This window comes from Embleya sp. NBC_00896 (assembly GCF_045207785.1).
Taxonomy (GTDB): domain Bacteria; phylum Actinomycetota; class Actinomycetes; order Streptomycetales; family Streptomycetaceae; genus Embleya.
Map to the genome: position 1 here is coordinate 5,071,797 of NZ_CP108776.1, position 22,586 is coordinate 5,094,382.

Here is a 22,586-nt window from a genome sequence, read left to right on the forward strand (position 1 = left end):
GGGGCTTTCTCGCGTTTTCGGCTTCCTCCATGCCGCCCCGGCTAGCCGAGTTCGCCGAAGAACTCCCGTACGTCGCCGATCAGCAGCTCGGGCTGCTCCAGCGACAGGAAGTTGCCGCCGCGTTCGAGTTCGGTCCAGCGCACCACGTTGTGGTCGCGATCGGCGAACCGGCGGATCGCGACGTCCTGCGGCAGCGCCACGGCCACTGCGGTCGGGACCGTACCGCGCTCCTTGGGCGCCCACGCGCCGGCATCGTGCGCCATCTCGTAGTAGAGGTTGGCCGACGACCCGGCGGTGCCGGTGAACCAGTACACGGCGACGTTGGTCAGCAGGGTGTCGCGGTCCACGGCGTCCTCGGGCAGCTCGCTCGCGGTGTCCGTCCACTCCTTGAACTTCTCCACGATCCACGCGAGCTGGCCGACGGGCGAGTCGTGCAGCCCGTACGCGAGGGTCTCCGGGCGGGTCGACTGGATGGCGTTGAAGCCCATCTTGTCGTCGCGGAACTCCTGCAGCCGGGCCAGCCGGGCCTGCTCGCCCTCGGTCAGCCCCGCGAAGTCGGCCGGGTCGTCCGACGGGAAGGTGACCAGCCCGTTGACGTGGATCCCGACGACGTTCTCCGGCGCGATCCGGCCCATCGCCCCGGCGATCCACGCCCCGCCGCCGTTGCCCTGGACGCCGTACCGGTCGTAGCCGAGCCGCGCCATCAGCTCGGTGAACGCGCCCGCGATCCGGTCGGTGGTCCAACCGGTCGAGGACAGCGGGCCGGAGAAGCCGACGCCCGGGGTGTTCGTGACCACCACGTGGAAGTCGCGCGACAGCGGCTCGATCACGTCGACGAACTGGACGAACGAGCCCGGCCAGTCGTGGATCAGCAGCAGCGCGCCGGCGTCCGGCTTGGCCGAGCGGACGTGCGCGAAGTGGATGTCCTGGCCGTCGACCTCGGTGACGAACTGCGGGAACTCGTTCAGCCGAGCCTCCGCCTTGCGCCAGTCGAACCCGTTCGCCCAGTAGTCGGCGAGGCCCTTGAGGTAGTCCGCCGGCACACCGCGCGTCCAGCCGTCGACACCCGGGACACCGGCGCTCCACCGGGTGCGGGTGAGGCGGTCGCGCAGGTCGTCGAGATCGGCCTGGGGGATCTCGATCCGGAAGGGGCGGACCTCGGTGGAGGCGGGGGCGGGGGCGGTGTTGCTGCTGTTCTCCATGAGTAGAACTGTAGGATGGCAATAGGAACACCTCGTTCCTACTGAGGCATCAGGCTGAGAATATGTTGGAAACCTCCGCGCGATTGTTGCGCCTGCTTTCACTGCTCCAGTCGTCGCGCGCCTGGCCCGGCTCCGAACTCGCCGAGCGCCTCGGGGTGACCGGTCGCACGGTCCGCAACGACGTCGAGCGACTGCGCGAACTCGGCTACCCCGTCGATGCCACCCGCGGCTCGACCGGCGGCTACCGGCTGGCCTCAGGCGCCGCGATGCCGCCGCTGCTGCTGGAGGACGAGGAGGCGGTCGCGGTCACGATCGGCCTGCGCACGGTCGCGCAGGGCGCGCTGGCCGGCATGGAGGAGACCTCGCTGCAGGCGCTGGCCAAGCTCGAACAGGTGATGCCGGCGCGGCTGCGTCGCCGGGTCCGGACCCTGCAGCGGTACATGGTGCCCGTGCCCGCGGACAAGCCGGGCGTGCCGGTGGACCCCGACGTGCTCACCACGCTCGTGTCGGCGTGCCGCGACCACGAACGGCTGCGCCTGGACTACCGCGACCACGCCGGCGAGTCCACGCGGCGGACGGTGGAGCCGCAGCGCGTCGTGAACTGGGGGCGGCGCTGGTACCTCGTCGCGTGGGACGTCGACCGCGACGACTGGCGCACCTTCCGGATCGACCGGATCACGCCGCGCACCCCGACCGGGCCGCGCTTCGCCCCGCGCGAGGACCCGGGCGGCAACGCGGCGGAGTACGTCTCGCGCAAGGTCTCGGCCGCGGCCTGGCGATACCGCGCGCGGGTGGTGGTGCATGCGCCGGCGGCCGCGGTCCTGGAGCGGATCAACCCGGCGGTGGGCGTCGTCGAACCCCTCGACGACCACACCTGCGTCCTGGACACCGGCGCCGACTCGCTCGACACCCTGGCCGTCCACCTGGGCATGCTCGGCTACGACTTCGACGCCACCGAACCCCCGGAACTGCTCACCCACCTCCGCGCCCTGACCACCCGCTACGCCCGCTCGACCCCACCGGACCCACAGCCGATGTGAGCCCACGAGCCGAGCACGCCGACCTCTGACGCGCTGACTCGGGGATGGTGCTCAGCGCAACAGCGAGGCCAGGTCGATGTCGATCGCGAACGGGACGAGGAGGTCGAGCCGTACCCGCTCGATGGCCGTGGCCACGTATGCGCTCGTAGTCGGTTCCAGTTCGAAGACGTGTACGACCGGGGAGTTGTTCTCCTCCTCGATCCGCCAGAAGTGCGGGATACCGGCCTTCGCGTACTTGAGCGGCTTGGTCTCGCGGTCGCGGTCCTGGGATTCGTCCGACACGATCTCGACCGCCAAGATGACGTCGGCCGCTTCGAAGAAGGTGCGATCCCAAGCGGGCACACCCCGGGCTGCCACAACATCTGGCTCAGGACGGTTGCGATGTCCGAGTTTGACAGTCATTTCCTGTGCAACGGCGACGTCCGTAGGGGCTTGCTCGGCAAGCTTGTATGTGAGGCGATTCATCACCGTCGCATGGAAGTATCGCTGCGGCGACATCATGAAGATGAGTGCTCCGTCTATCAACTCGATGTGGCGGGGAGCGTCGGCGGGCAGCGAATCCAGGTCGTCGGCCGTCCAGCCACCGGGATTCGGCGGATACATCCAGTCAGGCAGTGTCGTCACAGCGGTCGCTCCCTTCGGCTCTCCCAGAGTACGGGCCTCGGCCCGGCGCGTCGCGGGATTCGTTGATCTTGTGCCCAAGGGGGGTAAAGCGGGCATCGTCTTCCGCTGCCTGTCGCAAAGATCACCGAGCGCCGGTCCGCTGCGCCGATCGGGTGGGGAAATCCCCCGGTTGTGGGGGTGATTGCGCTTGGATGGGGCCAACCGACGGGGAGGCATGGATCGTGCTTGAGTTGGGGCGGTTGCGGGAGCTGGTGCAGGCGCGTGAGGTGGACACCGTCGTGGTGGCCTTCACCGACATGCAGGGGCGGTTGCAGGGGAAGCGGCTGTCGGCGCGGTTCTTCCTGGAGGAGGCCCTGGAGCACCACACCGAGGCGTGCGACTACCTGCTCGCCGTCGACGTCGACCTGAACACCGTCGACGGCTACGACATGAGTTCGTGGGATCGCGGCTACGGCGACTTCGTGCTGCACGCCGACCTGCGCACCCTGCGACTCGTGCCCTGGAACCCCGGGACGGCGCTCGTCCAGGCCGACCTGAGATGGGGTGACGACCGGCCCGTCGCCGCGTCGCCCCGGCAGATCCTCAAGGCGCAGACCGAGCGGCTCGCCGAACGCGGGTGGACCGCGATGGTCGGCACCGAGCTGGAGTTCTGCGTCTACCGCGACACGTACGAGGAGGCCTGGCACTCCGCGTACCGCGACCTCACGCCCGCCAACCTCTACAACGTCGACTACTCGATCCTGGGCACCGGCCGGGTGGAGCCGCTGCTGCGCCGGATCCGCAACGACATGACCGACGCCGGGATGTACGTCGAGTCCGCCAAGGGCGAGTGCAACCTCGGCCAGCACGAGATCGCGTTCCGCTACGACGAGGCCGTGCGCACCTGCGACAACCACAGCGTGTACAAGACCGGCGCCAAGGAGATCGCCGCGCAGCAGGGGATGAGCCTGACCTTCATGGCCAAGCCCAACGCGCGCGAGGGCAACTCCTGCCACATCCACCTGTCGCTGCGTCAGGAGGGGGACGGGCACCCGCTGTTGGCGGGCTCCGGCCCCCACGGCCTGTCCCGGCTCGGCAGCCAGTTCCTGGCCGGCCAGCTGGCCGCGCTGCGCGAGTTCACCCTGCTGTACGCGCCCAACATCAACTCGTACAAGCGCTACCAGCCCGGCTCGTTTGCGCCGACCGCCGTCGAGTGGGGCGTCGACAACCGCACCTGCGCGATGCGCCTGGTCGGCCACGGCTCGAGCCTGCGGGTGGAGAACCGCGTTCCCGGCGGCGACGTCAACCCCTACCTCGCCGTCGCCGGCATGATCGGCGCCGGCCTGTACGGGATGGACCACTGGCTGGAGCCGCCCGACCCGTGCGCCGGCAACGCGTACGCCTCCGACGCGCAACACGTGCCCGCGTCGCTGCGCGAGGCGCTGGAGCTGTGGGAGAAGAGCGCGCTCGCCCTGGAGGTGTTCGGGGCCGAGGTCGTCGAGCACTACGCCAATGCCGCCCGGGTCGAACTCGCCGCGTACGACGCGGCCGTGACCGACTGGGAGTTGTTCCGTGGCTTCGAGCGGATGTGAGGGGTACGTGTCCGACCGGGAAGAGCTGTACGACGTGATCAACCCGGCGACCGAGCAGGTCGTCGGCCGAATCGAGATGGCGAACGCGGACGCGGTGACCATCGCGGTGGCCAAGGCCCGGCACGCGTACGAGGGTTGGCGCCGGGTCACCCCCGGCGACCGGGCCCGGCTGCTGCGCCGGTTCGCCGACCTGGTCGGCGAGGCGGCCGACGAGCTGGCCGCCCTGGAGGTCGCCGAGGCCGGCCACCCGATCGGCAACGCCCACTGGGAGGTGGGCAATCTGCGCGACGTGCTGCACTACTACGCGGGCGCCCCGGAGCGGCTGAGCGGCCGCCAGATCCCGGTCGCGGGCGGCCTGGACGTGACCTTCCACGAGCCGCTCGGCGTGGTCGGCCTGATCGTCCCGTGGAACTTCCCGCTGCCGATCCTGGGCTGGGGTCTGGCGCCGGCCCTGGCCGCCGGCAACACCGTGATCGCCAAGCCCGCCGAGTACACCCCGCTCACCGCGCTGCGGGTCGCCGAGCTCGGGCTCGAAGCCGGTCTGCCCGACGGCGTCTTCCAGGTGCTGCCCGGCCACGGCACCGAGGCCGGCCGGGCCCTGGTCGAGCACCCCGACGTGCGCAAGATCGTGTTCACCGGGTCCACCGCCGTGGGCAAGGACATCGCCGCCCGGGCCGCCGCGCAGGTCAAACGGATCACGCTCGAACTCGGCGGCAAGAGCGCCAACGTCGTGTTCGCCGACGCCGACCTCGAACGGGCCGCCGACCCGATGGCGTTCTGCGACAACTCCGGCCAGGACTGCTGCGCGCGCACTCGCGTCCTGGTCCAGCGCGACGTGCTCGACGAGTTCCTGGCGATCCTGGAGGGCCGGGTCAAGGCGCTGCGGACCGGCGACCCCACCGACCCCGGCACCGACCTCGGCCCGCTGATCTCGGCCCGCCAACGGGACCGCGTCGCTTCCTACGTCCCGGCCGACGCGCCCGTCGCGTTCCGCGGCGAGGCGCCGAGCGGCCCCGGCTTCTGGTTCCCGCCCACCGTCCTGGCCCCGGTCGCGAGCACCGACCGGGCCGCCGTCGACGAGATCTTCGGCCCGGTCGCCGTCGTCGTCCCGTTCGACGACGAGGCCGACGCGATCCAAATCGCCAACGACACCGCGTACGGCCTGGCCGGCTCGATCTGGACCCGCGACCTGGGCCGCGCGCTGCGGGTCGCCCGCGGCGTCGAGGCCGGGAACCTCTCGGTCAACTCGCACTCGGCGGTCCGCTATTGGACCCCCTTCGGCGGCTTCAAGCAATCCGGCCTCGGCCGCGAACTGGGCCCGGACGCGCTCACCGCGTTCACCGAGACCAAGAACGTGTTCATCGCCACCGAGGAAAGCTGAGGGCAGCGCGCATGCAGCGATTCGAAGGCCGCACCGCCGTCATCACCGGCGGCGGCTCCGGCATCGGCCTCGCGACCGCGAAACGGCTCGCCGCCGAGGGCGCGAAGGTCGTCGTGGTCGACATCGACGACAAGACGGGCGGCGCGGCCGCCGAGGCGGTCGACGGCCTCTACGTCCGGGCCGACGTCACCAGCGAGGACGACGTGCGCCGCATGTACGAGGTGGCGTTCGCCACCTACGGCAGCATCGACGTCGCGTTCAACAACGCCGGCATCTCGCCGCCCGACGACGACTCGATCCTGACCACCGGGCTCGACGCCTGGAAGCGGGTCCAGGACGTCAACCTGACCAGCGTCTACCTGTGCTGCAAGTACGTGATCCCGTACATGCGCAGGCAGGGCAAGGGCTCGATCGTCAACACCGCGTCGTTCGTCGCGCGGATGGGCGCGGCGACGTCGCAGATCTCGTACACCGCGTCCAAGGGCGGCGTGCTGGCGATGTCGCGCGAGCTGGGCGTGCAGTTCGCCCGCGAGGGCATCCGGGTCAACGCGCTGTGCCCGGGCCCGGTGAACACCCCGCTGCTCAAGGAACTGTTCGCCAAGGACCCCGAGCGGGCCGCCCGCCGGCTCGTGCACATCCCCGTCGGCCGGTTCGCCCGGGCCGAGGAGATCGCCGCCGCCGTCGCGTTCCTGGGCAGCGACGACGCCTCGTTCGTGACCGCGTCCGAGTTCCTGGTCGACGGCGGCATCTCCGGCGCGTATGTGACGCCGCGGTGAGCACCCGGCGCGCGCCCTCGGCCGAGGTCACCGCCTCCACCGAAGTCGCCCGAAGGGGGACACGCGGACCCGCCCCGGCGGCGCCTCGTGATCACGATTGAGGTCGATCCCGTCACGGTTGCGTGACGGGTCGAACGAGTGGGCGAATGGTCCGTTTTCCGGCGCGTAGTGTCCCCGGACGTGACCCTCACCGCCTTGCTCGTTCTGGTGCTCGCGAGCCTGCTCGCGGTCGCCGACTGGGTGGCCGTCGCCCGGGAACGACTCCCGCTCGATCGGTTCCTCAAGCCCGCGGTGATCTGCGCCCTCGTCGTCCTCGTGTGGTCGTTCGACGACGTCGACGGTGCGTGGCGCGCGCTGTTCAGCGTCGCGCTCGCGCTGTCGCTGCTGCGCGACGTGCTCGCCCCGCGCTGGTTCCCGGGCGCGGTCGCGGCGGCCCTGCTCGCCCACGGCGTCTACGTCGTGGGTTTCCAACGCATGGGCTGGTCCTGGCTGTGGGCGGCGGCGGGCATCGTCGTCGTGCTGTTCGCGGCCGGGGCGTACGCGGTGCGCCTGGTCACCGGCGCGCGCGAGAGCGCGCCCACGTACATCGGGATGGTCCTGGTGTACATCGGCGTCGTATCGCTGATGGTGGTCGCCGCGGCGGCGACCGGCCGGCCGACCGCGGTCGCGGGTGCCTTCCTGTTCTACGTCAGCGACACCCTCGTCGGCTGGAACAGATTCCGGACCCCGACGCCGTACGCTCCGCTGCTGATCGTGGTCGCCTACCACCTCGCCCAGATCCTGCTCGTGGTGTCGCTCGCGACGGGTGCAGCCCCCGGGCTGTGACCGTCCTGCGGTAACCTGAGGCCATGCGTGCCGTACTGCTGCTTACCGGGCCGCGCTGAGCAGACCGGGTGGAGGACCGTTCCCACCCGACTCGGCGCGGCGACCCCTCCTGTGCGAGGGGTCTTTTCGTTTCCGCCGACGGTCGCCCCGCGGTGGCCGCCGGTAGCACCGGAACGATCACTTCGCGGTGGCCGAGACCGCAAGCAGCCGAAGGGCTGCCCACACCCCGATGGTTGAGGACGATGACCGAGATGACGCAGGGCCCTGCCGGCAACACCGACGCCCCGACCGAGCCCTACCGCTACAACGCCGTCCTGGCCGGCGACATCGAGGCGCGCTGGCAGGACCGGTGGGAGGCCGACCGCACGTTCGAGGCGCCGAACCCGGCCGGCCCGCTGGCCGAGCCGGAGAAGGTCGCCGGGCGGCCCAAGATGATGGTGATGGACATGTTCCCCTACCCCTCGGGTGTGGGCCTGCATGTCGGACACCCGCTGGGCTTCATCGCGACCGACGTCTACGCCCGGTTCAAGCGGATGACCGGCCACAACGTGCTGCACACGCTGGGCTATGACGCGTTCGGCCTGCCCGCCGAGCAATACGCCGTACAGACCGGCACGCACCCGCGCGTGACCACCGAGGCGAACATCGCCAACATGCGCCGCCAGCTGCGCCGCCTGGGCCTGGGCCACGACCAGCGCCGCTCGGTCGCGACCACCGACCCGGCGTACTACCGCTGGACCCAGTGGATCTTCCTGCAGATCTTCAACTCCTGGTACGACGCCGAGGCGCCGGGCGCCGACGGCGGCGTGGGCCGCGCGCGGCCGATCGCCGAGCTGGTCGAGCAGTTCGAGAAGGGCGACCGGCCCACCCCGGACGGCCGCCCCTGGGTCGACCTGAGCGACCCCGAGCGCTCGGCCGTGCTGGACGACTACCGGCTGGCCTACATCTCGCAGGCGCCGGTCAACTGGGCGCCGGGCCTGGGCACGGTGCTGGCCAACGAGGAGGTCACCGCCGACGGGCGCAGCGAGCGCGGGAACTTCCCCGTGTTCAAGGCCGATCTGCGCCAGTGGATGATGCGCATCACCGCGTACTCCGACCGGCTGCTGAACGACCTGGACAAGCTGGACTGGCCCGAGTCGATCAAGATCATGCAGCGCAACTGGATCGGCCGGTCCGAGGGCGCCAAGGTCTCCTTCGCCACCGACGCCGCGCCGATCGAGGTCTTCACCACCCGGCCAGACACGCTGTTCGGCGCGACGTACATGGTCCTGGCGCCGGAGCACGCGCTGGTCGACGAGATCGCCGCCGACGCGTGGCCCGAGGGCGTCCCGGCCGTGTGGACGGGCGGCGCGGCCACCCCCGCCGAGGCGATCGCCGCGTACCGCCGGTTCGCCGGCTCCAAGAGCGACGTCGAGCGACAGAGCGAGGGCAAGGACAAGACCGGTGTCTTCACCGGCGCCTACGCGACCAACCCGGTCGACGGCGAGCGGGTGCCGATCTTCATCGCCGACTACGTGCTGATGGGCTACGGCACCGGCGCGATCATGGCCGTGCCCGCGCACGACCACCGCGACTTCGAGTTCGCGCGCGCCTTCGAGCTGCCGATTCGATGCGTCGTACAGCCCACCGACGACCGCTCGGTGACCGACACCACCGACTGGGACGACGCGTTCGTGTCCCACGACGCCGCGCTGGTCAACAGCTCCGGCGAGGGCATCACGCTGGACGGCCTGGGCGTGGCGGACGCCAAGAAGGCGATCACCGCGTGGCTGGCCGAGCGCGGCATCGGCGAGGGCACGATCAACTTCAAGCTGCGCGACTGGCTGTTCTCGCGCCAGCGCTACTGGGGCGAGCCGTTCCCGATCGTCTTCGACGAGGACGGCGTCGCGCACGCGCTGCCCGACTCGATGCTGCCGATCGAACTGCCGGAGATCGACGACTACCGGCCGCGCACGTTCGACCCGGACGACGCGGACACCAAGCCCGAGACCCCGCTGTCGCGCAACGCCGACTGGGTGAACGTCACGCTGGACCTGGGCGACGGTCCCAAGCCGTACCGCCGCGAGACCAACACGATGCCCAACTGGGCCGGTTCGTGCTGGTACGAGCTGCGCTACCTGGACCCGACCAACTCCGAGGTGCTGGTCGACCCCGGGGTCGAGAAGTATTGGATGGGCCCCCGGCACGAGGGCCACACCGGCGGCGTCGACCTGTACGTCGGCGGCGTCGAGCACGCGGTGCTGCACCTGCTGTACTCGCGCTTTTGGCACAAGGTGCTGTTCGACCTGGGCCACGTGTCCTCGTTCGAGCCGTTCCACAAGCTGTTCAACCAGGGCTACATCCAGGCGTTCGCGTACACCGACGAGCGCGGCGTGTACGTCGAGGCGAGCGAGGTCGAGGAGCGCGACGGCGGCTTCTTCCTGGGCGATCGGCCGGTCAAGCGCGAGTACGGGAAGATGGGCAAGTCGCTGAAGAACTCGGTGACGCCCGACCAGATGGCCGAGGAGTACGGCGCGGACACGCTGCGCCTGTACGAGATGTCCATGGGCCCGCTGGAGATCTCCCGGCCGTGGGACACCCGCGCGGTGGTCGGCTCGTACCGCTTCCTGCAGCGGCTGTGGCGCAACATCGTGGACGAGCGGACCGGCGAGGTCATCGTCGCCGACGTCCCGGCCGACGAGGCCACGCTGCGCGCGCTGCACAAGGCGATCGACGGCATGCGTCGGGACATGGACGCGCTGCGCTTCAACACCGCGATCGCCAAGGCCATCGAGCTGAACAACGCGCTGGTCAAGCTGCCGGCCGTGCCGCGTGAGATCGCGGAGAAGCTGGTCCTGATGGTCGCGCCGCTGGTGCCGCACGTCGCCGAGGAGCTGTGGTCGCGGCTGGGGCACGGCCAGACGGTCACCTACGAGGCGTTCCCCGAGCCGGACCCGATCTACCTGGTCGAGGACACGGTCACCTGCGTCGTGCAGATCAAGGGCAAGGTCAAGGCCCGCCTGGAGGTCGCGCCGACGATCGGTGAGGACGAGCTGCGCGCCCTGGCGCTGGCGGATCCGACGATCGTGGCGGCGCTGGGCGGGGCGGGGGTGCGGATGGTGATCGTGAAGCCGCCGAAGCTGGTGAACATCGTTCCGGCATAGCGGATTCGACCGTCGCGAGCCCGGTGGGCGGGCCGAGGGTCGAAGGCCGAGAGCCGGGGGCCGGCCGCTTCGTGCGGCCGGCCCTCGGCATCTGCGGCCGGCTCAGGCGCCGCACCAGCCGATGGGGGAGCGGGGGCCGCACACGGCGGCCAGGCTGCCCGTCTGGACCATGTCGTTCGCCTCGTCGTAGGTCCAGGTCTCGGTACGGCCGGTGGCGTCCAGCCGCACGGTGGCCGTGTTGCCGTTCCGGGCGATGACGCGGCCGGTGGTCTCGCGGTAGTAGGGCTGGGGAGGGTCGGCGTAGCTACGCGCGCGATAGGTCCACGTTCCGTCCGGCTCCATCGTCAGCGTTCGGCTGTGCCCGCCCCGTGAGATCGCGAACGGGCCCAGGTCGAGCGGCGCCGCGTTCGGGTCGGCGACCTCGGCGAGCGCGGGGCCGCGCAGACGTAGGAACACCTTCTCGGTGGACCGCTGTTCGGGCCGATCCTCTTCGGCCGGGCTCGACGTGGTGTAGCCGAAGGTGATCAGGCCGCGATCGAGCGCGAGCTCGACATCCTTCGGCTGCTCCCCCATGGCGTGACCGCCGATCGGGACCGGGTTGCCGGCGTCGTTGCGCCAGACCACGAGCATGCCGATGCTCGGGCCCGCGCGCGGCGGGGTGTTCGGTCCGTCGTTGTAGACCGGATGCGCGAGCACGAGCCCTGCCGCGTCCCGATCGCCGTCGCCGTCGAGATCGCCGTGCCGGAGCCGGGAGATCGAGTCGACGTCGACCGTGCCGTGCCCGACACCCTCGTAAACGAGGGCGAAGGCTCCGCTGCCCCGGCCGCCGGTGAGGTCCGCCCACGCCGACAGCGGCAGCGGCGTCTCGCTGTCCAGGATCGCCTGCTCGGCGAGACCGGGCAGCCCCGGACCGCATTTCTTCGGCGCCGCGCCGGCGAGGGTGTCGCCCGGGGCCGGACGCCGAAGTTCCGCTGTGGGATCGGGGATTCGGCCCCGATCGACTTGGCGGCACGCTTCACCGTGCTCTCGGCCGACGGCCTGCCCCAGCCGGCCGTGATCGCGGCGGACGACCCCTGCCCGCCCGACCTCGCCGCCACGGGGCCCGCACCGGACTCGCTCAAGCCGCGGACGTCCGACGTGGCCGAGTCCGTGCCGCGGCCGTTGGATCTGACGGTCACGCCCGAGCGGGTCGCGTACGCGGCCGGCGGGGTGGCGGCGTTGATGGTGCTCGTGGCGTTTCCGGCGGCCTTGCTCGACAAGACGTTGGAGGAGAACCGGCAGGTGCTGCCGTGGTGGCTGGGCGGGGGGATTCGGCGGCGGACCGGGGCGGGGGACGGTGGGCCGGCGTCGCGGCCGGGGGTGCCGCCGGTCGGGTCCGCTCCGCCTGGTCCGCCTGGTCCGCCTGGTCCGCCGGGTTCGGCCGGTTCGGCCGGTTCGGCCGGTCCGGCCGCTCGGCCGGGTGGTGCCGGAGCGTCCGGGGCATTCGGTGCGCCGCCGCCGCGACCCGGGTACGCGCCCGGGATGCCCGCGCCGACACCGCCGTCCGAGCCTTCCCGGGTGCGCATCGGGTGGGCCCTGTTCGCGCCCGTGGTCGGCCTGTTGGTGTTCTCGGCCGTCGCGGCGGCGCTGCTCGCCATGGTCGAGCCGAACGCCGGGTGGAACGGGCGCACACTCGCGCTCGGGATCGGGCTGTTCCTCGCGCTGCCGGTGGTCACGTGGACCGCGACGCGTCCCGGCGAGCGGTACCTGCGTCGGTTGACCGGGTTGCACGGTCGGCTGCGGATCGTGCCCGCGGCGCTGGTCCTGGCCGCGCTGATGGCCGGGTTCTCGCGGTGGGCGCACTTCGTGCCGGGGTTCGTCTTCGGCCTGGTGATCGGCTACGTCGCGGTGACCGATCGCTGGGAGCGGGTGCCGCCGGCGTACCGGATCGCGCACGAGGGGCAGGCCGCTCTGCGCGGGGCGGTGTGCGTGCTGCTCGTCGCGGTCGCGGCGTGGTTCGGGCTGGCCGGACTGGACCGGATGGGTGGTGGTGACGCGACCTGGCGGGTGGTGCTGCGCGAGGCGCTGACGGCGGTGTTCGTGATGGGCGTCGAGGTGGTGGTGATCGGGCTGCTGCCGCTGCCGTTCCTGGAGGGGAGTCGGCTGCTGCGCTGGAGCCGGACGCGGTGGGCGCTCGTGTACGTACCGACGGTCGCGCTGTTCTCGTACGTGCTGTTGACCTACTACCGCACCGACGTCGAACGGGATCGGGTCGACGACATGTTGCGCCGCACGGGCGTGGTGTTCGCGACGTTCGCCCTGCTCGCGATCGCGATGTGGGCGTTCTTCAGCTGGTACGGATCGCGGCCGCGGCCGCTCGGGGCCGGGGCCGACGGCGGCGGTCGGTAGGTGGATGGGGTGCCGCTCGCTCGCGGGAACCTGCCGGCAGCGGCTTCGTGCCGGGAGCGGCTCCGGACCGGGTGGCCGCGTACCGGGCAGGTTTCCTCGGGAGCGATTTCGGGGCGGTGTCCGGACGGTTTCCGGTCGGTGACGATCGGTCGGGATCGCGGTGTTTTCCACCGCGTGCGTATCGAAGGGTCTCGGCGGCGTTACTGTGAGGGGAGACCTTCCGGCCCCGACCAGGCAGGAGACGCCCCGTGCTGCTCGCCGAGGTTCCCTCGACCACCGACTCGTTGGCCGATGGCGCCGAGACCTTGGGCGTGGTTCTGGGCGCCGGTGTGCTCGCCTGTCTCGCGCTCGTGGGCATCGTCGTGGGCCTGATCACGATGATGCGGCGAGCCGTGCGCCGTCGCATCGAACGGCACGCGCCGCGGGTGCGGGGTCTCGTGGAGGACGCCGCGTCCAAGGCCCGTTCGTACACCCTCACGGGTGGCGCGGGCGACGCGGCGCGGATGCGAAGTTCGGTGCGTCGTTCGCTCGACCAGACCCGCAGGGTCCTGGAAGCGGGCTACGCGCACGACAACCAGCTCTCGGACGCGGTCGCGCTGCTGCGCCGGCTCGACGAGTTCGCCAAGGCTCTGGACACCGACCTGAAACTGGTCGAGCGCGAGCCCGACCGGGACCGGGTCGAGCGCGAGCTGCCGGGCCTCAAGGACCGCGCCGACCGGATCGAGCACGCCGCGGCCTCGCTGCGCTGGGCCGTCCAGGATCGCGAACGCCACTTGGGCGAGGACGAGTTGGAGCGGCTGGGTACCGACGTCGAGCGCGAGGCCGCGGCACTGCGCGCGCACGCCGACGAGAGCCGGTCCTCGACGAAGCGGCTGACCTGACCTTTCGTCGGCGGCGGGTCCCCACGACGGGACGCGCCGGCCGCACCGTGGCGCGCGCCACCCGCGCGCCGGGGCGTGGCATGGTGACAGTGAAAAGTGCTTGTGGTGTCTCGAATCAGCGACCCGACCCCCGGTCGTCGTGGCACCGACCCCGACCCCTGTCGTCTCACATCCGGGTGGTTGCCCGCTCATGCCGACGATGCCGACCGATATCGCCGTGGTCACGGACTCCACGGCCTACCTACCCGAGGAGCTTGTCGAACGGCACCGCCTCGTGGTGGTGCCGCTCAAGGTCGTGTTGCGCGGCCGCCCGCTGGACGACGGGACCGAGGCCACCCCGGCCCAACTCGCCGACGCCCTGCGCCAACGCCGGATCGTGACGACGTCGCGGCCGGCGCCCGAGACGTTCGCCGAGACCTACCGCGAGCTCGCCGAGAAGGGCGCGACGGGCATCGTCTCGATCCACATCTCGGGCGAGCTCTCGGGCACCTACGAGGCCGCGCTGCTGGCCGCGCGGGACGCCGACGTGCCGGTGCGCGTGGTGGACTCGCGCACGCTCGGGATGGGCATGGGCTTCGCGGTGCTGACCGCGGCCGAGGCGGCGGCCGACGGGGCGACCCTGGAGGAGGCCGCGGTGGCGGCCGAGAAGCGCGCGCAGACCACGTCGGCGCTGTTCTACGTGGACACGTTGGAGTATCTGCGCCGGGGCGGTCGGATCGGGGCCGCGGCGGCGTTCATGGGCACCGCACTCGCGGTCAAGCCGCTGTTGCACGTGAGCGACGGTTTGATCGCGCCGTTGGAGAAGGTGCGGACGTCGGCCCGGGCGATCAGTCGGCTCGAGGAGTTGGCGGTCGAGCGGGCGGGCGAGGCGGCCGTCGACATCGCGGTGCACCACCTGGCCAGCGCGGAGCGTGCGGAGGCGCTCGCGGGCCGGCTGCGCGAACGGTTGCCGAACCTCGGCGACCTGTACGTCAGCGAGGTGGGCGCGGTCATCGGGGCACACGCGGGCCCGGGGTTGCTGGCTGTGGTGGTGTCGCCGCGGTAGAGCGCGTAAAGCGCGGGGCGCGCGGGAGTGGGGCGGGGCGGGGTGCCTTGTTTCCCAGGGGGTGGCACGCCCGGTCGCCGGGGCCGGGTCAAGCGTTGTCCTCAAACGCCGGACGGGCTGATTTGGCTGGGCTTGGGTGTCGAGTCGGGCGGCCGGGGACGCGGGTGTGTTCGGGGCTGGTCGGCGGTTTCGGGTCGCTCACGTGGGGGGCTTCGGTTTCCACAGTGGGGTGGTTGTGCACAGGCCGGCGGTGAGGCGGCGGTGGGTGGGGTGCGGCGACCTAGCTTCGGGGCATGTCCGGATCCGCGTCCTCCTCCTTCCCGCCCCCGTCGCCGCCTCGGCCCGCCGCGGAGCGGGTCGCCGCGCTGCTCGGGCCGCGTGAGGCGGCGCCGGACCCCGTGCGTCGGGCGGTCGAGGCGGTGGCCGATCGGGTGCCCGCGCGCTTGCGAGTGGGGGTGGATCGGCGTGTGGTGGCCGCGATCGCGGTGCTCGCGCTCGTGGCCGTCGCACTCGCCGTGGGTGGGTGGTGGCGGGCCCGGCCGCAGAGCGTCGATGCGCCCCCACCCGCGATGGCGGCCGGGGGTGCGTCGCCGGTCGCGGTGACCGGACAGGTGACGGGTGGTCAGGTCGCGCCGTCCCAGCCCGCGTCCGGGTCGCCGGCGCCGATCACGGTGCATGTCGCCGGGAAGGTCGCGCACCCCGGAGTGGTCGTACTGCCGCCCGGCGCGCGGGTGGCCGACGCGCTCCGAGCCGCCGGGGGCGCGCTGCCGGCGGCCGACCTGGCCACCCTGAACCTGGCCCGCCCGTTGGCCGACGGCGAACAGGTCCCGGTGGGAGTACCGGGCGCCCCCGCCCAGGCCCCGCCCGGGCCGGCCGCCCCGCCCGGGGCGACACCCCCGAACGCCGTCCTCGACCTCAACACGGCCACGCCCGAACAGCTCGAACAACTCCCCGGCGTCGGCCCGGTATTGGCCCGCCAGATCATCGAGAAGCGCACCCAACTGGGCCGGTTCGCCGGCATCGACCAACTCCGCCAGGTCCGCGGCATCGGCGACCGCAAATTCGCCGACCTCAAGACCAAAGTCCGCGTATGACCCCCCGCGAGAGGCACGGGCGGCGGGCGGACGCGCGGTTGGTGCCGGGGGCGGTCGCGGCTTGGGGAGCCGCGTGGGTGGCGCCGCTGGTGCCGCTGTGGGTGAGCGTGATGGGGTCGCTGCTCGCGGCGCTGGGGGCCGGGGCGGTGGTGGCCGTGCCGGCCGCTCGGCGGCGGGCGGTGGTGGCCGTCGTGTTGGTGTGTGTCGCGGCGGCCGGCCTGGTCTCGGGATTGCGTACCGCGGCCGATCGGGCCGGGCCCGTCACGGAGTTGGCGCGGCGCGGGGGCGAGGCGGGGGTCGAGCTGACCGTGCGGACCGACCCGGAGCGGCGGGTCACGCGCGTACGGGGCAGCGAACTCGGCGCGCCGCCCACGGTGTTCGCCGCCCGGATCGAGCGCGTGGGCGACACGCGGGTCCGTACTCCCGTCACGGTCCTGGCGAGCGGGCCCGACGCGGGTGCCTGGCTCGGCCTGCTCCCGAGCACCCCGATCCGTACGCATGGCCGCTTCGTCGAGGGCCGGGCCGGCGGCGCCCTCCTGCTGGTGCGGGCCGCGCCGGAACCGACCGGCGCCGCCGCGGCCCATCAGCGCTTCGCGGGATACCTGCGGGCCCGGTTCCGGGACGCGTGCGCGGGGCTGTCGCCGGCCGCCCGCGGCCTGTTGCCGGGCCTGGTCGTGGGCGACACGAGCCGGCTGCCGGCCGACCTCGAAGCCGACTTCGGAACCACCGAGCTGACGCACCTGACCGCCGTGAGCGGCACCAACATCACCATCCTCCTGGGCTTCGTGCTCGTCGTGTTGCGCGCCGGCGGCGTGCGCGGTCGTTCGTTGCCGATCGCGGGCGCGGTGGCCGTCGCCGGATTCGTGGTGGTGGCCCGCCCCGAACCGAGCGTGCTGCGCGCCGCCGCGATGGGCCTGGTGACCCTGATCGCGCTGTACACCGGCCGGACCCGGCGGGGCCTGCCGGCGCTCGCCGTCGCGGCGCTCGCACTGGTGCTGCTCGATCCGACGCTGGCCCGCTCGTACGGGTTCGCACTGTCCGTGCTGGCCACCGGCGCGCTGCTGCTGCTCGCGCCGCATTGGATCGGGCGGCTCCGGGCCCGGGGGTGGCCGAAGTGGGCCGCGGTGCCGGTCGCCGTGCCGCTGGCCGCACAGGCCGTGTGCGGGCCGCTGGTGGTGACCTTCGCGGGGCAGGTCAGTGTGGTCGCGGTGCCGTGCAACCTGCTCGCCGAGTTCGCGGTCGCGCCCGCCACGATCCTCGGCTTCGTCACCCTCGTGCTCGCGCCCGTGTGCCTCCCGCTCGCCCGCGTGGTCGGATGGCTCGCCTCGTGGCCGATCGCCTGGATCGCGATGGTGGCCCGCACCGGCGCGCAGTTGCCCGGCGCCGCCGTCACCTGGCCGACCGGCCTCGTCGGCGGCGCGGCCCTCGCGGCGATCACAGTCGCGGCCGTGCCGACGCTGCGCGTGCTGCGCGCCGACGACGCACCGCACCGCGCGCCGCGCCACGCACCGCAGGGCCCACGCCGACCGGGATGGCCCCGGGTCGCGGCCGCGGCGCTGCTCGCGACCGTCGCGGTCGTGGCCCTGCTCCGCCCACCGGCCCTGATCCGCCCGCTGACCGGCTGGCCGCCGCCGGGCTGGCACCTGGTCATGTGCAACGTCGGGCAGGGCGACGCCCTCGTGCTGAACGCGGGGGCCGGCGCGGGTGTCCTGGTCGACGCCGGCCCCGACCCGCGCGCGGTCGACCGCTGCCTGCGCGACCTCGGCATCGACCGCCTGCCCCTCGTGCTGCTCAGCCACTACCACGCCGACCACGTCGAGGGCCTGCCCGGCGCGCTACGCGGCCGCGCGGTGGGCGCCATCCAGGGCACCAACCTCGCCGAACCCGCCGGCGAGGTCACCCGAGTCCGCCGCTGGGCCGCCGCGGCCGGCACCTCGCTGACCACCCCCACCGACGGCGAACAACGCGCCCTCGCCGACCTGACCTGGCAGACCCTGCTCCCCCGACCCGCCACCCCGACCCACCCCACCGCCCGGGCGGCGGGCGGGTCCGCCGCCAACAACGCCAGCCTGGTCCTGCTCGTCCGGCGACACGGCGTCCGGATGCTGCTCACCGGGGACGTGGAGACCGAGGCCCAGGAAGCCCTGCGAACCCGCCTGACCGGTGTCCGGGTGGACGTCCTCAAGGTCGCCCACCACGGCTCGGCCCGGCAGGACCCGGCACTCCTCCTCGCCCTGCGCCCCCGCCTGGCCCTCGTCTCGGTCGGCGCGGGCAACCCCTACGGCCACCCGTCGCCCACGGCGCGCACCCTCATCGCCGCCACCGGCGCCCACCTCCTGCGCACCGACACCGACGGCCCCATCGCCGTCACCGGCACCGGCTCCCACCTGAAAGCGGTGGCCCGAGGCCCCGACACCTCCCCCCACCGGGCCAAACCGCTCCCGCCCGCACCTCCGGCACCACCCCGCCCCTCGATGCCACCCGCCCCCGAGCAAGACGCGACGTCCGCCGAAGCGGCCCGGACGGCCCGCGTGTCGGCCCCTCCGGCCCGGTCCGGGCCGGAGGGCGGTGTCCGTGGGGCGTGGGATGCTTGGGCGGATGGCCAGGAAATCGCAGGACGACCCGCTCGCGCCCGTCACGCTCGTCGTCGGGCCCGAGGAATTGCTCGTGGATCGGGCGATCGGTGATGTGGTGCGTGCCGTGCGCGCGCTGGATCCCGATGCCGACATCCGCGACCTCGCGCCCGGGGCGTTGCAGCCCGGGATGTTGTCCGAGTTGACCAGTCCGTCGTTGTTCGGCGAGCGCAAGGTCATCGTGATTCGGTCCGCGCAGGATCTCGGTGCGGATCTGGCCGGCGAGGTCAAGAAGTCGATCGCCGATCCCGCCGACGAGATCGTGCTCGTGCTCGCCCATCTCGGTGGGCCCAAGGGCAAGAATCTCCTGGACGCGGTCCGCAAGGTCGGCGTGCGTGAGGTCGCCTGCCCCAAGGTCACCAAGGTCGGGGACCGGGTCGCGTTCGCGCGGTCGGAGTTTCGGATCGCCGGGCGCTCGCTCACCGAGGACGCCTGCCGGACCCTGGTCGAGGCGATCGGCAACGATCTGCGCGAGCTGGCGTCCGCGTGCAGCCAGCTCATGGCGGACACCGACGGCGTGGTCGACGAGGAAGTCGTCGCGCGCTACTACAGCGGCGTCGCCGAGGCGTCCAGCTTCACCGTCGCCGACAAGGCCGTCGAGGGCCGTACCGCCGAGGCGCTGGAGCAACTGCGCTGGGCGTTGTCGGTCGGTGTCGCCCCCGTCCTGGTCACGAGCGCGTTGGCGCAGAGCGTGCGCCAGATCGCCCGGGTGGGCGCCGCCCCTCGCGGTGCGCGGCCGGGCGACCTCGCGCGCGAGCTGGGCATGCCGCCGTGGAAGGTGGACCGCGTCCGCCAGCAGCTGCGCGGCTGGACCCCCGACGGCATCGTGCAGGCGCTGTGCGCCGTCGCCGACGCCGACGCGGCCGTCAAGGGCGGCGGCACGGACCCGGCCTACGCGCTGGAGAAGGCCGTGGTGACGGTCTCCACCGTCCGCAACGCCTCCTGAGGAACGACACGGGAGACGACACCGCCCGCCACGCGCCACCACGTACCCGGGCACACACCACGCCCCCGAACGCACGCAAGGAACCCAACGGGAACACACAAAGGCGCCGCCCCCGGAAACCGGGGACGGCGCCTTCGAAGTCGCTACGAGCGCAAGCGCTCAGGCGTCAAAAGGTGCTGCGATTCAGGCCTTGGCCGTCGCGACACGCTTCTCCAGGGCCGACTTCTTGTTGGCAGCCTGGTTCTTGTGGATGACACCCTTGCTGACGGCCTTGTCGAGCTTGCGGGCCGCGAGGCGGGTGAACGCCTCGGCCTGCTCGACGTTGCCGGCCTCGGCCGCCTCGCGCGCCTTGCGCACGAAGGTCTTGAGCTCCGACTTGACGGCCTTGTTGCGCTGACGCGCAATCTCGTTCGTCTTGTTGCGCTTGATCTGGGACTTGATGTTCGCCACGAAAGAGCCTTCTGAGTACTAGGTCGGGATCCGATCCAGGGAGAGGGCCCGTCCGGACGTTGACTGCATGGCAGAGACACGTACGCCATACGCGATCCATCAGATTACCAGCAGCCGGACGGGTGGGAAGCCACGGGCCGCATTCGGGCCGCCCGAACCACCCCGATCGTGGCCCGACGACCGCCCCGATCCCCCTTCGGAACAGCCACGACCGCCTCCACCAACGCGTCGTACCCATGTCGCATGGGACGATGTGAGGAACACCTGCGATCCCACGCGTGATCCGCGGGACTCTCGCAGCAACCCAGCAACACCTTCGCTCGACCCTCGCCCAGTCCACCCGATCGAGAATCTGGAAGCCCGCGTGCCCGCGACCCCGCCAGTGAACGTGCCGGAGCCCAGCCGTACCGACCCGGCGCTGATCCGGAACTTCTGCATCATCGCCCACATCGACCACGGCAAGTCGACGCTCGCCGACCGGATGCTTCAGCTCACCGGTGTGGTCGACTCGCGGCAGATGCGCGCGCAGTACCTCGACCGCATGGACATCGAGCGTGAGCGCGGCATCACCATCAAGTCGCAGGCGGTGCGGCTCCCGTGGACGGCCCCCGACGGCCGGGTCCACGTCCTGAACATGATCGACACCCCCGGCCACGTGGACTTCACCTACGAGGTGTCCCGATCGCTCGCGGCCTGCGAGGGCGCGGTCCTGTTGGTCGACGCCGCGCAGGGCATCGAGGCGCAGACGCTGGCCAACCTCTACCTGGCGCTGGAGAACGACCTCCAGATCATCCCGGTACTGAACAAGATCGACCTGCCGGCGGCGCAGCCCGAGAAGTACGCGGCCGAGCTCGCGCACATCATCGGCTGCGACCCGGAGGACGTGCTCAAGGTCTCGGGCAAGACCGGTGTGGGCGTGGCCGAGCTGCTCGACGAGTGCGTCCGGGTGGTCCCGCCGCCGATCGGCGTCAAGGACGCGCCGGCCCGCGCGATGATCTTCGACTCGGTCTACGACTCGTACCGCGGCGTGGTCACCTACGTCCGTGTGATCGACGGCGACCTGAAGAAGCGCGAGCGGATCCAGATGATGTCGACGGGGGTGACCCACGAGCTCCTGGAGATCGGGGTCATCTCGCCCGAGCCGAAGCCGGCCGACGGCCTCAGCGTCGGCGAGGTCGGCTACATCATCACCGGCGTGAAGGACGTTCGGCAGTCCCGTGTCGGTGACACGATCACGTCCCTGCACCACGGCGCGACCGAGGCCCTCGGCGGCTACAAGGACCCGAAGCCGATGGTGTTCTCGGGCCTGTATCCGCTCGACGGCTCGGACTACCCCGAGCTGCGCGACGCGCTCGACAAGCTCCAGCTCAACGACGCCGCGCTGGTGTACGAGCCGGAGACCTCCGTCGCGCTCGGCTTCGGCTTCCGCTGCGGCTTCCTCGGCCTGCTGCACCTGGAGATCGTCCGGGAGCGCCTGGAGCGCGAGTTCAACCTCGAACTCATCTCGACCGCGCCCAGCGTGGTGTACCGCGTCGTCATGGAGGACGGCACCGAGCACACCGTGACCAACCCGAGCGAGTTCCCCGGCGGCAAGATCGCCGAGGTGCACGAGCCGGTGGTGCGGGCCACGATCCTGGCCCCGAGCGAGTACATCGGCACGATCATGGAGCTGTGCCAGACCCGGCGCGGCGTTCAGCTCGGGATGGACTTCCTCTCCGAGGACCGGGTCGAGCTGCGCTACACGCTGCCGCTCGCGGAGATCGTGTTCGACTTCTTCGACGCGCTCAAGTCCAAGACGCGCGGCTACGCGTCGCTCGACTACGAGACCACGGGCGAGCAGCAATCGGCGCTGGTCAAGGTCGACATCCTGCTCCAGGGCGAGGCCGTCGACGCGTTCAGCGCGATCGTGCACAAGGACAAGGCGTACAACTACGGCGTCGAGATGACCAAGAAGCTGCGCGAGCTGATTCCGCGTCAGCAGTTCGAGGTGCCGATCCAGGCCGCCGTCGGCGCGCGCGTGATCGCCCGCGAGAACATCCGCGCGATCCGCAAGGACGTGCTCGCCAAGTGCTACGGCGGTGACATCAGCCGCAAGCGCAAGCTGCTCGAGAAGCAGAAGGAAGGCAAGAAGCGGATGAAGATGGTCGGCCGCGTGGAGGTGCCGCAGGAAGCCTTCATCGCGGCGCTGTCCACCGACGACAGCGGCGGCAAGAAGTAGTACGGCGCAGTACCGGCGAAACAGCCGGGAGGCAGTCGGGAAGCAGCACACGGCGACCGCTCCACGAGCGGTCGCCGTGCGCGTTCCGCGGTGGGCAAAACTGGCGCGGAAGCGTGATTCGAAGGCGGATCCGCGCGAACCTACTACCGCGTAGCCTTTCGGCGGCGTACGTTGCGGGTGCATCGGGCAGGTCCGATGCACCCGCTTCGTTTTTTGCCCGCGCTATACCGAACGACAAGCCCCCGGCCGACGCCGTGCATCACCCCATCCCGGTATCGACACCCGTATTCGATATCGGGTACCAGTACCAACACCGGCACCACCCGTAACACCAGCACTCAGCATCGCCACCCCCTGAAATCCGCCCAG

The 22,586-nt window shown here is 71.8% G+C and carries 17 protein-coding genes; 13 read left to right on the top strand and 4 right to left on the bottom strand.

The features are described 5' to 3' along the window. Positions 1-41 precede the first annotated feature (41 nt). Positions 42-1,202 carry an epoxide hydrolase family protein gene (locus tag OG928_RS23115; protein ID WP_406286816.1) on the bottom strand — a complete coding sequence of 387 codons (1,161 nt, stop codon included), beginning with the start codon at positions 1,200-1,202 and terminating at the stop codon, positions 42-44. Between the two features lie 62 nt (positions 1,203-1,264). Between OG928_RS23115 and OG928_RS23120 the strand changes: the two genes are divergently transcribed. Then, entirely contained in the window at positions 1,265-2,242 is a 978-nt protein-coding gene (locus tag OG928_RS23120; RefSeq protein WP_406286818.1) for a helix-turn-helix transcriptional regulator, read from the top strand. A 51-nt stretch (positions 2,243-2,293) separates the two neighbouring features. Here the strand turns inward: OG928_RS23120 and OG928_RS23125 are convergent, their stop codons facing one another. Further along, positions 2,294-2,866: a Uma2 family endonuclease gene (locus tag OG928_RS23125; RefSeq protein ID WP_406286820.1), complete on the bottom strand. Its 573-nt coding sequence runs from the start codon at positions 2,864-2,866 to the stop codon at positions 2,294-2,296. Between the two features lie 191 nt (positions 2,867-3,057). Here OG928_RS23125 and OG928_RS23130 point away from each other — a divergent pair, with 191 nt between their 5' ends. From OG928_RS23130 to leuS, 5 genes are all read left to right on the top strand, one after another. Continuing rightward, positions 3,058-4,437 carry a glutamine synthetase family protein gene (locus tag OG928_RS23130; RefSeq protein ID WP_406286821.1) on the top strand — a complete coding sequence of 460 codons (1,380 nt, stop codon included), beginning with the start codon at positions 3,058-3,060 and terminating at the stop codon, positions 4,435-4,437. 7 nt (positions 4,438-4,444) lie between these two features. After that, positions 4,445-5,818, top strand: a complete 1,374-nt coding sequence (locus tag OG928_RS23135; RefSeq protein ID WP_406286823.1) for an aldehyde dehydrogenase family protein — start codon at positions 4,445-4,447, stop codon at positions 5,816-5,818. Between the two features lie 11 nt (positions 5,819-5,829). Then, positions 5,830-6,594, top strand: a complete 765-nt coding sequence (locus OG928_RS23140) for a 3-oxoacyl-ACP reductase (protein WP_406286825.1) — start codon at positions 5,830-5,832, stop codon at positions 6,592-6,594. Between the two features lie 180 nt (positions 6,595-6,774). Then, entirely contained in the window at positions 6,775-7,419 is a 645-nt protein-coding gene (locus OG928_RS23145) for a lysoplasmalogenase family protein (RefSeq protein WP_406286827.1), read from the top strand. A 242-nt stretch (positions 7,420-7,661) separates the two neighbouring features. Next, positions 7,662-10,562: a leucine--tRNA ligase gene (gene leuS, locus OG928_RS23150; RefSeq protein ID WP_406286830.1), complete on the top strand. Its 2,901-nt coding sequence runs from the start codon at positions 7,662-7,664 to the stop codon at positions 10,560-10,562. Between the two features lie 102 nt (positions 10,563-10,664). Here leuS and OG928_RS23155 read toward each other — a convergent pair whose 3' ends face one another. Beyond that, positions 10,665-11,258, bottom strand: a complete 594-nt coding sequence (locus tag OG928_RS23155; protein WP_406286832.1) for a hypothetical protein — start codon at positions 11,256-11,258, stop codon at positions 10,665-10,667. Between OG928_RS23155 and OG928_RS23160 the strand changes: the two genes are divergently transcribed. The 6 genes from OG928_RS23160 to holA all read left to right on the top strand — a co-directional run bounded on the left by OG928_RS23160 (position 11,247) and on the right by holA (position 19,549). Then, complete coding sequence (locus tag OG928_RS23160) at positions 11,247-12,950, top strand: FGLLP motif-containing membrane protein (protein ID WP_406286834.1); 1,704 nt, start codon at positions 11,247-11,249, stop codon at positions 12,948-12,950. The genes OG928_RS23155 and OG928_RS23160 overlap by 12 nt on opposite strands. Before the next feature lie 248 nt (positions 12,951-13,198). Then, the gene (locus OG928_RS23165; RefSeq protein ID WP_406286836.1) at positions 13,199-13,831 is read left to right on the top strand and encodes a hypothetical protein; all 633 of its coding nucleotides are present in this window, start codon (positions 13,199-13,201) and stop codon (positions 13,829-13,831) included. 199 nt (positions 13,832-14,030) lie between these two features. After that, positions 14,031-14,876: a DegV family protein gene (locus OG928_RS23170; protein ID WP_406286839.1), complete on the top strand. Its 846-nt coding sequence runs from the start codon at positions 14,031-14,033 to the stop codon at positions 14,874-14,876. A 293-nt stretch (positions 14,877-15,169) separates the two neighbouring features. Continuing rightward, positions 15,170-15,970, top strand: a complete 801-nt coding sequence (locus OG928_RS23175; RefSeq protein WP_406286841.1) for a helix-hairpin-helix domain-containing protein — start codon at positions 15,170-15,172, stop codon at positions 15,968-15,970. Further along, on the top strand, positions 15,967-18,657 hold the full coding sequence (locus OG928_RS23180; RefSeq protein WP_406286843.1) for a ComEC/Rec2 family competence protein: 2,691 nt from the start codon (positions 15,967-15,969) through the stop codon (positions 18,655-18,657). The genes OG928_RS23175 and OG928_RS23180 overlap by 4 nt, the downstream gene beginning before the upstream one ends. Further along, complete coding sequence (holA, locus tag OG928_RS23185) at positions 18,569-19,549, top strand: DNA polymerase III subunit delta (protein WP_406286845.1); 981 nt, start codon at positions 18,569-18,571, stop codon at positions 19,547-19,549. Before OG928_RS23180 ends, holA begins: the two co-directional genes overlap by 89 nt. Before the next feature lie 183 nt (positions 19,550-19,732). Here the strand turns inward: holA and rpsT are convergent, their stop codons facing one another. Then, on the bottom strand, positions 19,733-19,999 hold the full coding sequence (rpsT, locus tag OG928_RS23190) for a 30S ribosomal protein S20 (protein ID WP_406286848.1): 267 nt from the start codon (positions 19,997-19,999) through the stop codon (positions 19,733-19,735). A gap of 364 nt (positions 20,000-20,363) precedes the next feature. Here rpsT and lepA point away from each other — a divergent pair, with 364 nt between their 5' ends. Next, the gene (gene lepA / locus OG928_RS23195) at positions 20,364-22,217 is read left to right on the top strand and encodes a translation elongation factor 4 (RefSeq protein ID WP_406286850.1); all 1,854 of its coding nucleotides are present in this window, start codon (positions 20,364-20,366) and stop codon (positions 22,215-22,217) included. The last annotated feature ends 369 nt before the right edge of the window (positions 22,218-22,586 follow it).

Bases quoted from the DNA above. Each gene is read 5' to 3' on its own strand.
- OG928_RS23115 (WP_406286816.1), bottom strand. From the start codon at position 1,202: ATGGAGAACAGCAGCAACACCGCCCCCGCCCCCGCCTCCACCGAGGTC.
- OG928_RS23120 (WP_406286818.1), top strand. From the start codon at position 1,265: ATGTTGGAAACCTCCGCGCGATTGTTGCGCCTGCTTTCACTGCTCCAG.
- OG928_RS23130 (WP_406286821.1), top strand. From the start codon at position 3,058: ATGGGGCCAACCGACGGGGAGGCATGGATCGTGCTTGAGTTGGGGCGG.
- OG928_RS23140 (WP_406286825.1), top strand. From the start codon at position 5,830: ATGCAGCGATTCGAAGGCCGCACCGCCGTCATCACCGGCGGCGGCTCC.
- leuS (WP_406286830.1), top strand. From the start codon at position 7,662: ATGACCGAGATGACGCAGGGCCCTGCCGGCAACACCGACGCCCCGACC.
- OG928_RS23160 (WP_406286834.1), top strand. From the start codon at position 11,247: ATGCGCGAGCACGAGCCCTGCCGCGTCCCGATCGCCGTCGCCGTCGAG.
- OG928_RS23170 (WP_406286839.1), top strand. From the start codon at position 14,031: ATGCCGACCGATATCGCCGTGGTCACGGACTCCACGGCCTACCTACCC.
- OG928_RS23175 (WP_406286841.1), top strand. From the start codon at position 15,170: ATGTCCGGATCCGCGTCCTCCTCCTTCCCGCCCCCGTCGCCGCCTCGG.
- OG928_RS23180 (WP_406286843.1), top strand. From the start codon at position 15,967: ATGACCCCCCGCGAGAGGCACGGGCGGCGGGCGGACGCGCGGTTGGTG.
- holA (WP_406286845.1), top strand. From the start codon at position 18,569: ATGGCCAGGAAATCGCAGGACGACCCGCTCGCGCCCGTCACGCTCGTC.